This window comes from Pseudomonas sp. GL_135, from assembly GCF_057834665.1.
Genome location: NZ_CM174408.1, coordinates 2,715,786 through 2,731,341, shown reverse-complemented (window position 1 = coordinate 2,731,341; position 15,556 = coordinate 2,715,786). Strand labels below are relative to the sequence as shown.

General features: G+C 61.9%; 9 protein-coding genes. 2 read left to right on the top strand and 7 right to left on the bottom strand.

Going from position 1 to position 15,556, the window contains the following annotated elements:
• Window positions 1-28 precede the first annotated feature (28 nt).
• The 6 genes from AC3ISG_RS12010 to AC3ISG_RS11985 all read right to left on the bottom strand — a co-directional run bounded on the left by AC3ISG_RS12010 (window position 29) and on the right by AC3ISG_RS11985 (window position 11,399).
• Window positions 29-3,124 carry an MdtB/MuxB family multidrug efflux RND transporter permease subunit gene (locus tag AC3ISG_RS12010; protein WP_489299386.1) on the bottom strand — a complete coding sequence of 1,032 codons (3,096 nt, stop codon included), beginning with the start codon at window positions 3,122-3,124 and terminating at the stop codon, window positions 29-31.
• Window positions 3,121-4,461: an MdtA/MuxA family multidrug efflux RND transporter periplasmic adaptor subunit gene (locus tag AC3ISG_RS12005; RefSeq protein WP_489299510.1), complete on the bottom strand. Its 1,341-nt coding sequence runs from the start codon at window positions 4,459-4,461 to the stop codon at window positions 3,121-3,123. The genes AC3ISG_RS12010 and AC3ISG_RS12005 overlap by 4 nt, the downstream gene beginning before the upstream one ends.
• A 197-nt stretch (window positions 4,462-4,658) precedes the next feature.
• Window positions 4,659-5,159: a thiol peroxidase gene (gene tpx, locus AC3ISG_RS12000; RefSeq protein ID WP_489299385.1), complete on the bottom strand. Its 501-nt coding sequence runs from the start codon at window positions 5,157-5,159 to the stop codon at window positions 4,659-4,661.
• A gap of 103 nt (window positions 5,160-5,262) precedes the next feature.
• Window positions 5,263-8,946 (bottom strand): translocation/assembly module TamB domain-containing protein, encoded by a 3,684-nt coding sequence (locus AC3ISG_RS11995; RefSeq protein WP_489299384.1) that lies wholly within the window; start codon window positions 8,944-8,946, stop codon window positions 5,263-5,265.
• A gap of 5 nt (window positions 8,947-8,951) precedes the next feature.
• A complete protein-coding gene (locus AC3ISG_RS11990) occupies window positions 8,952-10,682 on the bottom strand; it encodes an autotransporter assembly complex protein TamA (protein WP_489299383.1) in 1,731 nt (576 codons plus the stop codon).
• 66 nt (window positions 10,683-10,748) lie between these two features.
• Window positions 10,749-11,399: a GNAT family N-acetyltransferase gene (locus AC3ISG_RS11985; protein WP_489299382.1), complete on the bottom strand. Its 651-nt coding sequence runs from the start codon at window positions 11,397-11,399 to the stop codon at window positions 10,749-10,751.
• A gap of 221 nt (window positions 11,400-11,620) precedes the next feature.
• Between AC3ISG_RS11985 and xthA the strand changes: the two genes are divergently transcribed.
• A complete protein-coding gene (xthA, locus tag AC3ISG_RS11980) occupies window positions 11,621-12,433 on the top strand; it encodes an exodeoxyribonuclease III (protein ID WP_489299381.1) in 813 nt (270 codons plus the stop codon).
• Between the two features lie 140 nt (window positions 12,434-12,573).
• A complete protein-coding gene (locus AC3ISG_RS11975; RefSeq protein WP_489299380.1) occupies window positions 12,574-13,914 on the top strand; it encodes a substrate-binding domain-containing protein in 1,341 nt (446 codons plus the stop codon).
• Between the two features lie 254 nt (window positions 13,915-14,168).
• Here AC3ISG_RS11975 and AC3ISG_RS11970 read toward each other — a convergent pair whose 3' ends face one another.
• The gene (locus AC3ISG_RS11970) at window positions 14,169-15,401 is read right to left on the bottom strand and encodes an acyl-CoA dehydrogenase (protein WP_122624946.1); all 1,233 of its coding nucleotides are present in this window, start codon (window positions 15,399-15,401) and stop codon (window positions 14,169-14,171) included.
• Between the last annotated feature and the right edge of the window lie 155 nt (window positions 15,402-15,556).

Sequence of the window (15,556 nt, the reverse complement as noted above, 5' to 3'; positions counted from 1 at the left end):
TTGAAGCTTGAGGCTTGCAGCTGGCCGGTCATAGCGCCGCCTCGGTCTTGGGCTGCCGCGCAAACCGACGCCCCAACCGATCAAAGTACAAATAGATGACCGGCGTGGTGAACAGCGTCAGCACCTGGCTGACCAGCAGGCCACCGACCATTACCAGACCCAGGGGCTGGCGCAGCTCGGCGCCGGAGCCCGAGGCGAACATCAGCGGGATCGCGCCGAACAGTGCCGCCAGGGTCGTCATGAGAATGGGCCGGAAGCGCAGCAGTGCCGCTTCATAGATGGCGGTCTGCGGGTCGATCCCACGGTTACGTTCGGCGTCGAGGGCGAAGTCGATCATCATGATCGCGTTCTTCTTGACGATACCGATCAGCAGGATAATGCCGATGATGGCGATCATGCCCAGGTCGTTGCCGCTGATGATCAGCGCCAGCAGCGCACCGATGGCCGCCGACGGCAGGGTCGACAGAATGGTGATCGGGTGGATATAGCTCTCATAGAGCACGCCCAGCACGATGTACATGGTAATCACCGCCGCCAGCACCAACAGCAGCGTGCTGGACAATGAGGCCTGAAAGGCTTCGGCCGCGCCCTGGAATTCCGTCTGCACGCCGATTGGCATGCCGATGTCTTTCTGCACCTGCTCGATGACTTCCACGGCCTCGCCCAGCGCAACGCCTGGCGCCAGGTTGAACGACATCATCACCGCCGGAAACTGCCCGATGTGGGCGATTGCCAGTTGCGCCTGACGCTGCTCGACCCGGGCCAGACTCGACAGCTTGACCTGCCCGCCGTCGGTGGTCTTGACGTGAATCTGCTCCAGCGCCTCGGGGCCGAGTTCACTGCGCGAATCCGCCTGCAGCACCACGCGGTACTGGCTGGCCTGGGTGTAGATAGTGGAAATCTGCCGCTGGCCGAAGGCGTCGTATAGCGCGTCGGTGATGTTGGCAACGGTCACGCCGAGCCGGCTGGCAGCATCTCGATCGATGTTGAGAAACACCTGCAAACCCTTGTCCTGCAGGTCGCTGGCGACATCGGTCAATTCCGGACGCTGAACCAGCGCCTCAACCAGCTTGCCGCTCCACAGATTGAGCAGGTCGGCGTCCGGCGACGACATGCTGAACTGGTACTGAGTACGACTGACCCGGTCTTCGATGGTCAGGTCTTGCACAGGCTGCATGAACAGGCGGATGTCCGACAGCTGATCGACCTCGGGCTGCAAGCGCTGGATCACTTCGGACGCCGTGACATCCCGGTCGCCGTGGGGCTTGAGGTTGATCAGCATGCGGCCGCTGTTGAGGGTCGCGTTGTCGCCGTCGACGCCGATGTAAGACGACAGACTGGCGACAGCCGGATCCTTGAGGATGATTTTCGCCAGGGCCTGCTGACGCTGGCTCATGGAGGCGAACGACACCGACTGAGGTGCTTCGGAAATGCCCTGAATCACGCCGGTGTCCTGCACCGGGAAGAAGCCCTTGGGCACTGCCAGATACAGCAGCACCGTAATCCCGAGGGTGGCAATGGCCACCAACAGGGTCAATGGCTGATGCCTGAGCACCCACTGCAACTTGCGCCCATACGCGGCGACCAGCCAGTCGATCCACGCACCGCTGGCCCGGTAGAAGCGGCCCTGCTCTTCTTCTTTCGGCTCACGCTTGAGCAGGCGCGCGCACATCATCGGCGTCAACGTGAGTGACACCACCAGGGAAATCAGGATCGCCACCGCAAGGGTGATGGCGAATTCGCGGAACAGCCTCCCGACCACGTCGGCCATGAACAACAGCGGAATGAGCACGGCGATCAGGGAAATGGTCAGCGAGATCAGGGTGAAGCCGATCTGTCGCGCGCCTTTGAGCGCCGCCTGCAAGGGGGTCTCGCCCTCCTCCAGGTGCCGGGAAATGTTCTCCAGCATGACGATAGCGTCGTCCACCACGAAACCGGTGGCAATGGTCATCGCCATCAAAGTGAGGTTGTTGACCGAGAAACCAGCGAGGTACATGACGCCGAAAGTGCCGATCAACGACAGCGGCACGGCCACCGACGGAATGATCGTCGCGCTGAAGCGCCGCAGGAACAGAAAGGTCACCAGCACCACCAGCACGATGGAGATCATCAGCTCGTGCTGCACGTCGCTGACCGAGGCGCGGATGGTCTGCGTGCGGTCGGTCAGCACGGTGACATCCAGCCCGGCGGGCAGGTTTTCGGTGATGCTGGGCAGCAGCGCCTTGATCCGGTCGACCACGTCAATGACGTTGGCGCCCGGTTGACGCTGGATATTCAGCAGCACGGCCTGGTTTTCGTTGGCCCAGGCGGCGAGGCGATCGTTTTCGGCGCCGTCGACGATCTCGGCGACGTCCTTGAGCCGCAGCGGGCCGCCGTTGGCGTACGCCAGGATCAGGTTGGCGTACTCTTCGGGGGATTTGAGCTGATCATTGGCGTCGAGCATCGACACCCGCGTCGGGCCGTCGAAATTACCCTTGGGGGTGTTGACGTTGGAAGCGCTGACCAAGGTGCGCACGTCTGCCAGGTTCAGGCCGTTGGCCGCCAATGCGTCAGCGTTGACCTTGATCCGCACCGCCTGACGCTGGCCGCCGGCGATGGTCACCATGCCCACTCCGCTGATCTGCGCGATCTTCTGCGCCATGCGCGTGTCGACCAGATCGTTGAGTTTGGGCAGCAGCATGGTCTTTGAGGTAATCGCCAGGGTCAGGACCGGCGTGTCGGCCGGGTTGACCTTGTTGTACGTCGGCGGCGCCGGCAGGTCGCTTGGCAGCAGGTTGGTCGCGCCGTTGATCGCCGCCTGCACTTCCTGCTCGGCCACGTCCATGTTGATGTCGAGGCTGAAACGCAGCGTGATGACCGAGGCGCCGCCTGAGCTGGTCGAGGCCATCTGGGTCAGGCCCGGCATCTGCCCGAACTGGCGCTCAAGGGGCGCGGTCACGGCACTGGTCATCACTTGTGGACTGGCGCCCGGGTACAGCGTCATCACCCGAATGGTCGGGTAATCCACCTGGGGCAATGCCGACACCGGCAGCAGCGTGTACGCGATCAGACCCGCGAGCACGATGGCAAGCATGCTCAGCGTGGTGGCGACCGGCCTGAGGATGAACAGCCGTGACAGGTTCATACGTTGCCTTTCTTCGCCGTCCCGGCATTGGCCGACTCACCGGGCTCTTTCGACGGCTTGCCCTGCAACTGCTGGCCCGGCGTGGCCGGAACGTCCTTGCTGTCGTTGACCACGTCTACCGCGCTGCCGTCTTTCAGGCGGTCGGTGCCTTCGAGCACCACGCGGTCCCCGGCCGCTAGACCTTCAGTGATCACCGTGGAGTTCTCGTCGCTCGGCCCGGTCTTGAGCGGGCGAATGCGCACGGTCTTGTCGCCGTCCATCACGTACACAAAGGTGCCGTTGACGCCGAACTGCACGGCGGCCGACGGCACCAGCACCACGTTTTTCAGGGTATTGGCGAGCAGGCGCGCGTTCACGAACTGATTGGGGAACAGCGCTTCGTTGTCGTTATCGAAACGCGCCTTGAACTTCAACGTGCCGGTGGTGATGTCGATCTGGTTGTCAATGCTGGCGAGCACGCCGGTGGCCTGAAGCTTCAGGTCACCGCGATCCCACGCTTCGACGGGCAGTTTGTCACCGCTGCGGTAGCGGCTGAGCACCTCGGCCAGGTCTTTTTCCGGCAGCGTGAAGTTCACGGTGATTGGTTTGATTTGAGTGATCACGACCAACGGGTTGGTGTCATTGGCCGCCACCAAATTGCCGACGTCCAGCTGGCGCAGACCGATGCGACCCGAGATCGGCGCCCGAATCTGGGAGAACTCCAGATTGAGCTTTGCGTCGCCCACGGCCGCCTGATTGGTCTTGATGGTTCCCTGGTACTGGCCGACGAGGGACTCGGCCGTGTCCAGGGTTTGCTTGGCAATGCTGTCTTCTTTGTACAGGCCCCGATAACGCTGTACGTCGAGTTGAGCATTCTTGAGCAGCGCCTGGTTCTGCATCAGCGTGCCCTCCGCCTGCTGCAGCGCGATCTGGTAGCTGCGCGGGTCGATCACCGCCAGCAGATCGCCGGCCTTGACCTGCTGGCCTTCCTGGAAATTGATCTTCATCAATTCCCCCGCTACACGGCTGCGCACGTTGATCGTGTTCAGCGCGGTCACGGTGCCGAGGGCTTTGTAGTAGATGGGGAAATCACCGGTGGTAGCAGTCGCCACCCGCACCGGCACCGGAACGGTCGAGCCGCCGAAACCGGGACGCTTGGCCGCCGCTTTGCCGTTCCCGCTGCTGCGGCTCGCGCTGGCCTGGGCTTGATCGGTTTTCTGCGCGGCAGTGTCCGGCTTCGACGCAGAGCCTGGCCAGAAGCGCCAGCACAGGCCAGCGACGATCAACAGAACCAACAGGCTTATCAGCCAGCGACGGGAATTGCGGGGGCCAGACGATTGCATGAATAAATCAACCAGTGTGCGCGTGAGCGTCTTCGGGAAGCTGAACAATAAGCACAGAAATCAGCGAGGCAAAGGGCCTTTACCGGCAATTTACCTAGTGCTTACTTTGGATAAGGTGCTGACGTACCAATAAAAAACGGCCTGAGGGAGTCAGGCCGCCTGGAGGTTGCCGGGAACTGCAATCCGATGATGGCAATACGCCGTGAGGGAGCTTACTTCAATACGGCCAGCGCTGCGTCGTAGTTCGGCTCCTGGCCGATCTCCGGTACCAGTTCGCTATGCAGGACAATATCGTTTTCGTCCAGTACCACCACGGCACGGGTGGTCAGGCCCTTCATGGAGCCGTCGGCAATGGCAACGCCGTAATCCTGCATGAACTGCGCGCCGCGCATGGTGGACAGGTTCTTCACATTTTCCAGACCTTCCGCACCACAGAAACGTGCCTGGGCGAACGGCAGGTCGGCGGAGATGCACAGCACAACGGCGTTGTTGAGCTCGTTGGCCTGGGCGTTGAATTTGCGCACGGAGGTGGCGCAGGTCGGCGTGTCGACGCTCGGGAAAATGTTCAACACCTTGCGCTTGCCGGCGAAGGTTTCCAGGGTGGCGTCAGACAGGTCGCCCGCCACCAGCGTGAAGGCGGGCGCCTTGCTTCCAGCGTTCGGCAGTTCGCCGCTGATCTGTACCGGGGAGCCTTTACGAGTCACTTGTGGCATGAGCTGATTCCTTGTTTGAGGTGGCATGCAAGGGCGGAAGTTAACCATGAAAACACAGGGTCACCTACCGCCAGGAATGAATATTCTGACAGTGCCGCGGCTGTTAAAAATCACGCTTGTAAAAAATATCCAGAGAGCTCGCCACGCCGCCCGCGACCTCCAGATACACCTTCTTGCTCAACAGGTAACGCAAGGTCAGGGTGTTGGCCGGTTCGAATACCCCCACGCCATAGCGCAGGCTGAGCTTGTCGGTGATCTTGCCGCTGGCGACTACCGCTGTCTTGTCGCCGCTGCCTGAGGTGTCCAGATCGAAATCCCGAATGCCCAACCCGGACGCCAGCTTGCCCGCCGTCGACGAACCGCCGGCCAGGCCCAGTGCCAGCGCAGCCTGGGCGACCATGTTGCTGTCTTCACCATTGGTGCTCAGCGGACGGCCCAGCACCAGATAGGACAATGCCTGCTCCTGGCTCATGGCCGGTTCGGAAAACACCGTGGTGGTCGGCTGTTCGGCGCTGCCGCTCAGGCGGATGCCGGCAATCACGTCGTCGGTCTGACGGATGGCTTCGATGTCCAGATACGGCTGATCAACCGGTCCTGCAAACAACAGGCGGGCCTTGCGGATGGTCAGGCGCTGGCCGTACGCGCGGTAGCGACCGTCGTTGAGGTTCAACTCGCCCCGCGTGTCCATGTTGTCGCCGATGTGCACGTGGCCGGCGAGATTGGCGGTCAGGCCGAAGCCTGTGAAGCTCAAGGTCTCCTGGCCCACTTCGACATTGACGTCCATGGCGATGGCCAGCGGGGTTTTGCCCTGCTTGGTCTGCTGGCCGACGATCACCGTGTCATCGGAGACTTTCACGGTCGACGGCGGCAGCTGCCGCACAGTGATTTCGCCTTTCGGGATGAGGACTTTGCCCGACACCGCGAGCCGGTCGCCCTGCAGGGTGATCTTCAGGTCCGGGGCCGCCTCCAGCTTGGCGTAGGGTTCAACCGTTATCGGCAGGCGCGTACCTTTCAATGCTACGTCGACATCCAGTGCGTCGGCCCAGGCCACGTGCCCGCCAATGCTGCCCTGACCTGTCGGGCCGCTGTTCCATTTGCCGGTCAAATCGACGCGCTCGCCGGCAATCAGGGCTTGGACGTTGAGCTTTTCAAAGCTCACGGGTACCTCCGGCCCGGAGACTTCGCCGTCGGTGAGCGCCACATTGCCGTTGATCTGCGGCGCCAGCAGGCTGCCCGAAACCCGACCACTGCCGTTGAGCTTGCCATTGAGTTTTTCCACCATCGGCACAAACGGCCGAACAACCGACACGTCCAGGCCGCTCAGGGTGAAGTCCCCGGTGACGGGCTTGTTTTTGGCGATCGGGTCGATGCTCAATCGGGCCAACAACTCGCCGAGCTTGCCCCCACGAAAATTCAGGCTGGTGTCGACTTTCTTCGGCGTCAGGCTGCTGGTCAACTTAAGCGTGTCGTAGGGGAAGTCCAGCCACTGGCGCTTGTCCTTGACCCGCAGTGTTCCGCCACTGGCGTCGATGACCACCTGACCATTGGGGCCGGCAGCCGGCACGTCCAGCTGAATATCCGCATTCAATGCACCCTTCCAGGCGAAATCCTTGGGCAGCCATTGCGCCAGACTTTCCAGCGGGAAGCGCTTGAGGTGGTAACGCAGGCGCGGTTCCGGCATCAGACGCTGATCTTCGCCGCACAAACTCGCAGGCCCCGACACCCAGCAATGGGCACCGAAGTTGACCTTACCGTCTGCAAGGCGCTCCAGTTTGGCCGGCTGCTGCAACTTCCAGTCCTGCCCGCCGCTCTGGATGTCACCGCTGGCCAGACGCCCCCGCCAGTTGCCTTTGTCCAGGTTGCCGTCCAGCGCGAGGGCCAGTTTGAGCAGGGGCCCTTTAAGATCGAATTTGACTTGTTGACGCTTGATGTCGCCCTGGCCGTTCACATTCAAGGCACCCAGCGCGATGTCGCCCGCTTGAATGCCGGTGCTCTTCAGGTCAAGGGTCGCGCGCTGGGCGCTGTCGAGCTTGGCCGCCAAAGTAAGGGCTTGCAGCTTGTTCGCCTCAAAGGCCAGCTGAGTGCCCTGTAAAGTCAATTGCCCCTGGGGCGCCTGCACGGTGCCAGCAACGTCGACGCGCCCTTTCAGCTGCCCTTGCAACCCGGGCCACAGCTGACCGAGTCGCGGGAGGTTGATGTCCATCTGTCCGGCGATTTTCTGCTGCAGGCTGCCCGAGCCTTGAATCCGGTTGTCACCCAGGCGAATCTCAAGGGCGTTGAGATTCCATGTGTTGTCGGCGCCATCGGCCTTGGCCTGCAGCACAGCAGGCTGACCGCGCAGACGCCCTTTCAGATCCAGGTCGGCGTTCAGGTTCAATTGCTCGTTACGCAGCGACCCTTTGCTGCGCAGCGGACCCGCCAGCGAGCCTGGCAGCTCCGCGACCCAGTACGCGGGATCGATGGCACTGAGATCCAGCGCTGTGTCCCAGGCGATGCCGTCGGCAAATTGCAGGTTTAGATGACCGCTGGCCTTGCCCTGCCCGGCCGCCAGTTCGAGCTGGGGCAGAAAGACCTGCTGCAGATCGCCGCTGAACGGGCTCTGCAACGTGAAGGGGCCGGCCGGGCCTTTGAAGTCACCGGAGAAATGGCCGAGGTATTTGCCATCGGTGTAGGACACCTCACCAGTGAACGCATGCACGCTGACCTGCGGCTCGTCGATCAGCGGGTACAGGCGATGCCACGGGAAATCGAGCCAGTCGATTTTTGCGTCGGCGCGCAGGCCCTGTTGCCAGTCCAGCTTGCCGCTGGCCTTGAGACGCTGATTGTCACTGGCGGTCAGGTCAAGCGCTGCGATGTCCGCGCCCTTGGCGTCGACCCGGCCTTGTAACGCCAGCGCCACCGGGCCTTTTTCGGCGGGAAGGCTCGCGCTGCCGGTGATGGCATAGCCTTGAGAAAGGTCGCCCTTGGCGTTGAGAACCAACTGGTTGAGCTGCAGTGTGTCAGGCAAATCGGCACTGGGTTTGAAGGCGTTGCTGGTGATGGCGATATTGGCTGGCAGGTGCTCAACCAAGGGCTGCAGCTCGCCGACGAGATGAGCGTCAATGTAGCCCTTGCTCTGCGCATTGAGCGTCAATGTCTTGAGCAGATCGCCCTGAACATTAAGCGCCATAGATAACGGCTGACCGCTGACGTCTGGCAGCTTCAGCTGCCCCTCGGCCGTCAGCGGCCAGTCCCCCTCGGGTTTGAGCAGCCCTGTAAGATCAAGCGCGATGTCATCACGAGCAGCGTGCAGCGAATCGATCTTCAGGCCTTCAGCAGTCCAGTGGGCCGCCAGCTGCACGTCGCGAACCTGTTCGGTGCCGTCCAGGTGCAGGCTGCCGACCTGCACGCGGCCCAGTTGCAACGCCAGGGGCAGCTTGAGATCCGGCAGTTTAATGGGGCCGCTGCTGGCTTCGTCGCTCGAAGGCGGGAATTGCAGGCGGATGTCGCCGGTTTGCAGGTTGTCGATGCACAGCGTCATGCGGGCCAGGCACGCCGGGGACCAGTCGAATACTGGCGCGTCGATTTCGACCTTGCTCTGGTCGTGCTGCCAGACCAGGTGATCCGCCTGCCATGCGCCGCCCAGACGACCGGAAAACCCCTCGACCGACAGGCCCGGAACAAGCCCGAGAGCCCATCGACTGCCGCCTTGAGTGCCGAGAAGGAGCGTTAATGTCAGCCCCACGAAGATCACCAACGACAGCAGGGTAATCGCCGTTATGGCCAGGGTGCGCTTCAACAAAGCCATGTTCGTCACAGTTCAGGTCCCATCGAGAAGTGCAGACGAATACCGCCTTCTTCATCCAGCGCGTGGGCGAGGTCCAGGCGCAGCGGCCCGACCGGTGACACCCAGCGCACACCGATGCCCACGCCGGTCTTGAGGCTTGGCAGGTCCAGAGAATTGAACGAGTTGCCCTGGTCGACGAATGCCGCCACGCGCCACTTTTCGGCGATCGAGTACTGATATTCGGCGCTGCCGGCGATCATATAGCGGCCGCCAATTTTGTCGCCGTCGGAGTTTTCCGGTGACAGCGATTGATAGTCATAGCCGCGCACGCTCTGGTCGCCACCGGCAAAAAAGCGCAGGGACGGCGGGATGGATTTGTAGCCATTGGTGGCACTGCCGCCGACCTGCACCCGGCCGAGGAAGCGGTGATTCTGCGCCACGGTGGTCAGCCCTTTGAGCATGACTGTGCCGTGCAAGAGGTTGGCATCCGAGCCCAGCCCTTCCTTGGCGACCTGGGTGTCGAACTGCAGCCGGTAGCCATTGTGCGGGTCGATCCGGTTATCGCTGCGCAGGTATGAATAGCTGACACCGGGCATGAGCAAGGTGCTCAGGCCTTCGTCATTGCCCAGTCTGTACTCTTCGCGCTGCCACTTCAGCGAGATCACACGCTCCCAGCCGCTGGGCAGTTTGCTGTGCCATTCGGGGCCGACGGTCAGCAGTTTGCTGAGACTGTCGGTGTCGGCGATTTCTTCATACTGGTAGCCGCCGGCGAAACGCAGCTTGTCGGTCAAGGGCGGGTCCAGGGGGATGTCGTAGAACAGGCCGACGTTTTGCCGTGGCGCGGAGATTTCGGCTTCGGCGCCGTAACTGTGGCCTTGGGGATTGACCCAGTGTCGCGTCCAGTTGGCTTTTACCCGGGGGCCGACGTCGGTTGAATAGCCGACGCCCAGCCCCATGGTCCGGGGCTTGCGGGTCTGCAGCTGGACGTCCACCGGAATGACCTGGGCCTGGGCGTCTGTGGGCGCTGCATTGACTCGCACGCCTTCAAAATAGCCGCTTGCCTGCATGGCCTGGTTGAGTTCGGCGATGAGTTCGGAGTCGTAGGGCGTGTCCTGCTTGAAAGGCACCATTCGCTGCAGCAGGTCTTCATCGAACGGCGCGTCGCCGCTGAAGGTCACTTTACCCAAGGAAAAACGTGGCCCGCTGTCGTAAACCAGCTCGATGTCGGCGACGCCGGCACGGGGGTCAACGGACAGGCGCTGGGTCACAAACCGGCCATTGAAAAAGCCATAGCGTGCGGCCTGGGTTTCGATCAGGTGCTTGGCGTCCTCGTAGACACCATGATTGAGTACTGCGCCGGATTTCAGGGCGTCGCCTTTAGGCACGCGGAAGCTCTTGAGCTGGGTGGCCTGCCCGGTTACGCGGATGGACACGTTGCGCAGGTGGACAGGCTCGCCGGCCTCGACCTTCAGCAGCAGTTGAAGGTTGTTGTCGACGTGGCGGACTTCGCTGTCAATCTGCGCCTGGTAATAGCCAAGGGCCTGAGCAGCCTTCTGCGCCTGCTCGACGGCCCCCACGCTGAAGCGTTCGAGGGCCGGCTCGTCGCGCTCGCCGAGACTGCCCACATACCCTTCGATGTTGGATTTGAGCGCGGCGTTGGACGGCTTGATCCGGACCTCCAGCTGCGCATCGGCGAATGCCGCGCAGCTGGACAACATCAAGACAAAGCCACTGGTGTATCGACGGGGAAACTTCATAGGCGCGAATGCTACACGAGCAACGCGGGCTGCTGGAACCCGCTGAAATTGAGGAGCTTGCGTAGCTCAAGCCACAGAACCCAATGAAACATGAGGGTTTGGGTGGAAAAATATGCGTTCTCGGACAGGTCCTACTGCGACCTCACCGATTTCCTCATAGCCCTGTCGTTGATAGAACTCCAGATAGTGGCCATTACCGGTGTCGAGGACGATCCCGTCCGAGTTCTTGTCCTCGGCACACCAGTCATGCAGGGCATGCAACAACTGCTCGCCGTAGCGCTGGCCCTGGAAATCAGGGTGGACACCGAACAACGGCAGCACGTGAACCGCTTCGGACGGCGCGCAGGCCAGCACATCGTAGTAATACTCCAGATAGCGCTGGGTCCCGCGCAGGCCGGTGCTCATCAACATGCGAATGCGCCAGGCCCAGCTTTCGGTGATGCCCAGCCGCCGTTGCGGCGGGGCAATCAGCACAGCGCCTACCAGCCGGTCTGCGACGAACAGGCCCAGCGCCGGCATTTCCTGAAGAAAGTGCTGCTTGACCAGTTGGCGGATGGTCGACCTGACCCGGTGCTCGTAACCGGATCGGCCAGATTCGAAAAGGTGGGCGAAGCTTGGCTCCTGGCGGTAGGCGAGGTACAGCAGCGAGCGGGTTTCGCGGGAGTAGCCGCTGTCGAGCTGACGGATCTCCGCCGTTTCGCTAGGCAGTTCTGGCATGGTGTTCGTCCTTTTGATGAGCCCCGGGGCGGCCGCTCGGGTGGTGGTCTTCAAGGCTTCGAGTCGCCGCCTGCAAGCGCAGTTCCCGCGACGTGGCCATCGTTCAGAAATGCCCACCCGCCGTTTGCGATCCCGTCGAGTGAACCGGGCGCTGGCCGTCGCCCGGCAGGTCGGCTAGCATCGCCGTTTGTATTTGTAAGGAGCTGCCAGGAGCGCCGCCCATGAAAATTGTGTCTTTTAATATCAACGGCCTCCGCGCCCGACCGCATCAACTGGCGGCGTTGATCGAGAAGCATCAACCCGACGTCATTGGCTTGCAGGAAACCAAGGTCTCCGACGAGCAATTTCCCCAGGCCGATGTCGAAGCGCTGGGTTACCACGTGCATTTCCACGGTCAGAAAGGTCATTACGGCGTCGCCCTCCTCTCGCGTCAGGCGCCACTGTCGATTCACAAGGGCTTCGACAACGACGATGAGGACGCCCAGCGCCGTTTCATCTGGGGCACGTTCGCCGATCGCAACGGCAATCCGGTGACGGTCATGAACGGCTATTTCCCACAGGGCGAAAGCCGTGATCACCCGACCAAATTCCCGGCCAAGCTGCGTTTCTATGCGGATTTGCAGAACCTGCTGGAGACGCATTTCAGCAATGACCAGCCGCTGTTGGTGATGGGCGACGTCAACATTTCCCCTGAGGACAGCGACATCGGCATCGGCGCCGACAACGCCAAGCGCTGGTTGAAAACCGGCAAGTGCAGCTTCCTGCCGGAAGAGCGCGAGTGGCTCGGCAAACTCAAGAGTTGGGGTTTGGTGGACAGCTTCCGCCATTTGTACCCGGAAGTGGTCGATCAATTCAGCTGGTTCGATTACCGCAGTCGCGGTTTTGAAGACGAGCCCAAGCGTGGCCTGCGCATCGACCTGATCCTTGCATCCCACGGGCTGCAACCGCGCATCAAGGCAGCCGGCGTGGATTATCACCTGCGGTCGATGGACAAACCGTCCGACCACGCGCCGATCTGGCTTGAGCTGGAGTAACCGAACCTTCAAACGATGAGTCGCGCGGCGCCGTGCCTGCGGCTCGATCGTCCAACGCGCAACAAGGCGCGAGCTGTCATCTGGCCGTCATTCGCCTGTCTTATTCTCCGACCACTTCCTTTCCCATAAAGATGCCGCACATGCTGCGCACTCGTGTATTGGTTCTGCTCGCTTCGCTTTTCGCGATCGACACGCACGCGGCTGCCCTGCCCGCGCCCACTGACGGCTCACCCGCCTTGCGCATTCAGGGCTCGAACACGATTGGTGCGCAGCTGGGGCCGGCGCTGGTCAAAGGCTTGCTGGCTCAGCAAGGCGCGCAGGCAGTTCAGGAACAACCCGGCCCGAACCCCAACGAGATGCGTCTCATCGCCCGTTTGCCCTCGGGCCAGGACGTCAGCATCGACATCGCTGCCCACGGATCGAGCACCGGGTTTGTGGCGCTGAAGGACGGGCTTGCCGATGTGGCCGCGTCTTCACGCCCCATCAAGAACAACGAAGCGACCGACTTGGCGGCCCTGGGCGATCTGCGCAGTCATGAGGCCGAACAGGTGATCGCCATCGACGGCGTTGCAGTGATCCTTCACCCCGGCAACCCGCTGCGCGAGCTGAGCACGGCCCAACTGGCGAAAATCTTTTCCGGGGAGATTCGCGACTGGGAGCAATTGGGTGGCCCGTCCGGGCCTATCCACTTATACGCACGGGATCAGCAGTCCGGTACGTACGACACCTTCAATGAGCTGGTGCTGGCCAGGTCAGGGAAGACGCTGTCGAAGGAGGCCAGGCGCTTCGAGTCCGGTGAGGCATTGTCCGATCAGGTCAGCCAGGACCGTCAGGGCATCGGTTTCATCGGCCTCCCCTACATCCGCCAGGCCAAAGCCGTGGCGATCATCGACGGTGAGTCGAAACCGATGCTGCCCACGGCAAGCCTGATTGCCACCGAAGATTACCCACTGTCTCGCCGCCTGTATTTCTACCTGCCGCCCGACTCGAGGCAGCGCTGGGCCAAGGCGCTGGTGCGGTTCGCCCAGCGTCCACAGGGACAGTCCATCGTCGCGCAAAACGGGTTTGTGGCGCAGACGGTTCAAGCGGTGAAAGTGCGGGCGACAGCACAGATGCCGCTGGAATATCAGAACCTTGCCCGTGAGGCCGAGCGGCTGTCGGTGAATTTCCGTTTTGCCCAGGGCAGCGCGACGCTGGACACCAAGGCAATGCTCGATCTCAAGCGCGTGGTCGAGTACCTGAAGGCCCATGACAAGCTGGATAAGAAGGTAACGCTGGCGGGGTTTGGCGACGCCAAGAGCGACCCGGCGCGGGCGCAATTGCTGTCAAAACTGCGGGCCATGGCCGTGCGCCGGGAACTGCTGAAACATCAGGTGGTGCTGCGTGACGTGCGCGGGTTCGGCGACGAAATGCCGGTGGCTGGCAACGATGGCGATGAAGGCCGGATCAAGAACCGCCGGGTGGAGGTTTGGGTGGAGTGATGCGGTTGAGGCACGCAGTTACTGTGCAAACCATTCACTACCCTGTCATCGGGTACCTGCGCAATCGCGCTGCGAACGGGGTCTATGTGGGAGTGAGCTTGCTCACGAAGAAGGCATTTCAGGCGCTGAAAACTTGAACGATTTACCGACTTCTTCGCGAGTAAGCTCGCTCCCACAAATTGCTTGTCATCAGGAAGATTTGCAGTGCCGCCGCGCTTGATGAAGCTGGGCTCGCTGGCGACTCCGCCCATCGATCACCGATGTTCGCTGCGCATCATCTCCTTCGGCACATATTTGCCGATCTCAAACTTCCCAATCGCCGCGCGATGCACTTCGTCCGGACCGTCGGCCAGGCGCAGGGTGCGCTGCATGGCGTACATGTAGGCCAGCGGGAAATCGCCGGATACCCCGGCTCCACCGTGCATCTGGATTGCCCGGTCGATCACCCGCAACGCAACGTTCGGTGCGACCACTTTGATCTGTGCGATCTCGCTTCTTGCCACCTTGTTGCCGACGGTATCCATCATGTACGCGGCCTTCAACGTCAGCAGGCGCGCCATGTCGATCTCCATGCGCGAGTCGGCGATTTTGTCGATGTTGCCGCCCAGTCGGGCCAGCGGCCGCCCGAACGCCGTGCGCTGAACCGAGCGTTTGCACATCAATTCCAGCGCGCGTTCCGCCATGCCGACCGAGCGCATGCAGTGGTGAATCCTTCCCGGGCCAAGGCGACCCTGGGCGATTTCGAAGCCACGTCCTTCACCCAACAGAACGTTTTCGTACGGCACGCGCACGTTTTCGAACAGTACTTCGGCGTGACCGTGGGGCGCATCGTCGTAGCCGAACACTGGCAGCGGTCGCACGATTTTCACGCCGGCCGCGTCAGTCGGCACCAGAATCATTGAATGCTGCTGGTGGCGGGGGCCGTCCGGGTTGCTCAGGCCCATGAACACCATGATCTTGCACCGCGGGTCGCACGCACCGGAGGTCCACCATTTGCGGCCGTTGATGACCCACTCATCGCCATCGCGCACCGCTGTCGCGGCCATGTTGGTGGCATCCGAGGACGCGACATCGGGTTCGGTCATCGCAAACGCCGAGCGAATCTCGCCGCGCAGCAAGGGTTCCAGCCACTCTTGCTTCTGCGCGTCATTGGCATAGCGCACCAGCACTTCCATGTTGCCGGTGTCCGGCGCGGAACAGTTAAAGGGCTCCGGCCCCAGCAGCGAGCGGCCCATGATCTCCGCCAGCGGCGCGTATTCGAGGTTCGACAGCCCTGCCCCTAGCTCGGATTCGGGCAGGAACAGGTTCCACAACCCCTCGGCTTTTGCCTTGGCTTTCAGTTCCTCCATGATGGCGGTTGGCTGCCAGCGGTCGCCTTCGGCCACTTGACGCTCGAACACCGGCTCGGCGGGATACACGTAGGCGTCCATGAAGGCGGTCACGCGCTCGCGCAGTGCCTGAACCTTGGGGGAGTAAGCGAAATCCATGGGGCAGCTGCCTTCTGTGAGGTGTTGTCAGGTCGTGATCCGATGCTAGAACAGCGACCCCCATTTATCTAACCTATTCTCCGCGTGTATTAACATTCATAACCGATATATGATTCGGCGCATTCCAAACAACAAGAAACGCACGAGGCGCACAG

Excerpts from the sequence above, each read along its gene's own strand:
- AC3ISG_RS12010 (WP_489299386.1), bottom strand. The coding sequence starts at position 3,124 with ATGAACCTGTCACGGCTGTTCATCCTCAGGCCGGTCGCCACCACGCTG.
- tpx (WP_489299385.1), bottom strand. The coding sequence starts at position 5,159 with ATGCCACAAGTGACTCGTAAAGGCTCCCCGGTACAGATCAGCGGCGAA.
- AC3ISG_RS11995 (WP_489299384.1), bottom strand. The coding sequence starts at position 8,946 with ATGGCTTTGTTGAAGCGCACCCTGGCCATAACGGCGATTACCCTGCTG.
- AC3ISG_RS11990 (WP_489299383.1), bottom strand. The coding sequence starts at position 10,682 with ATGAAGTTTCCCCGTCGATACACCAGTGGCTTTGTCTTGATGTTGTCC.
- AC3ISG_RS11985 (WP_489299382.1), bottom strand. The coding sequence starts at position 11,399 with ATGCCAGAACTGCCTAGCGAAACGGCGGAGATCCGTCAGCTCGACAGC.
- xthA (WP_489299381.1), top strand. The coding sequence starts at position 11,621 with ATGAAAATTGTGTCTTTTAATATCAACGGCCTCCGCGCCCGACCGCAT.
- AC3ISG_RS11975 (WP_489299380.1), top strand. The coding sequence starts at position 12,574 with ATGCTGCGCACTCGTGTATTGGTTCTGCTCGCTTCGCTTTTCGCGATC.
- AC3ISG_RS11970 (WP_122624946.1), bottom strand. The coding sequence starts at position 15,401 with ATGGATTTCGCTTACTCCCCCAAGGTTCAGGCACTGCGCGAGCGCGTG.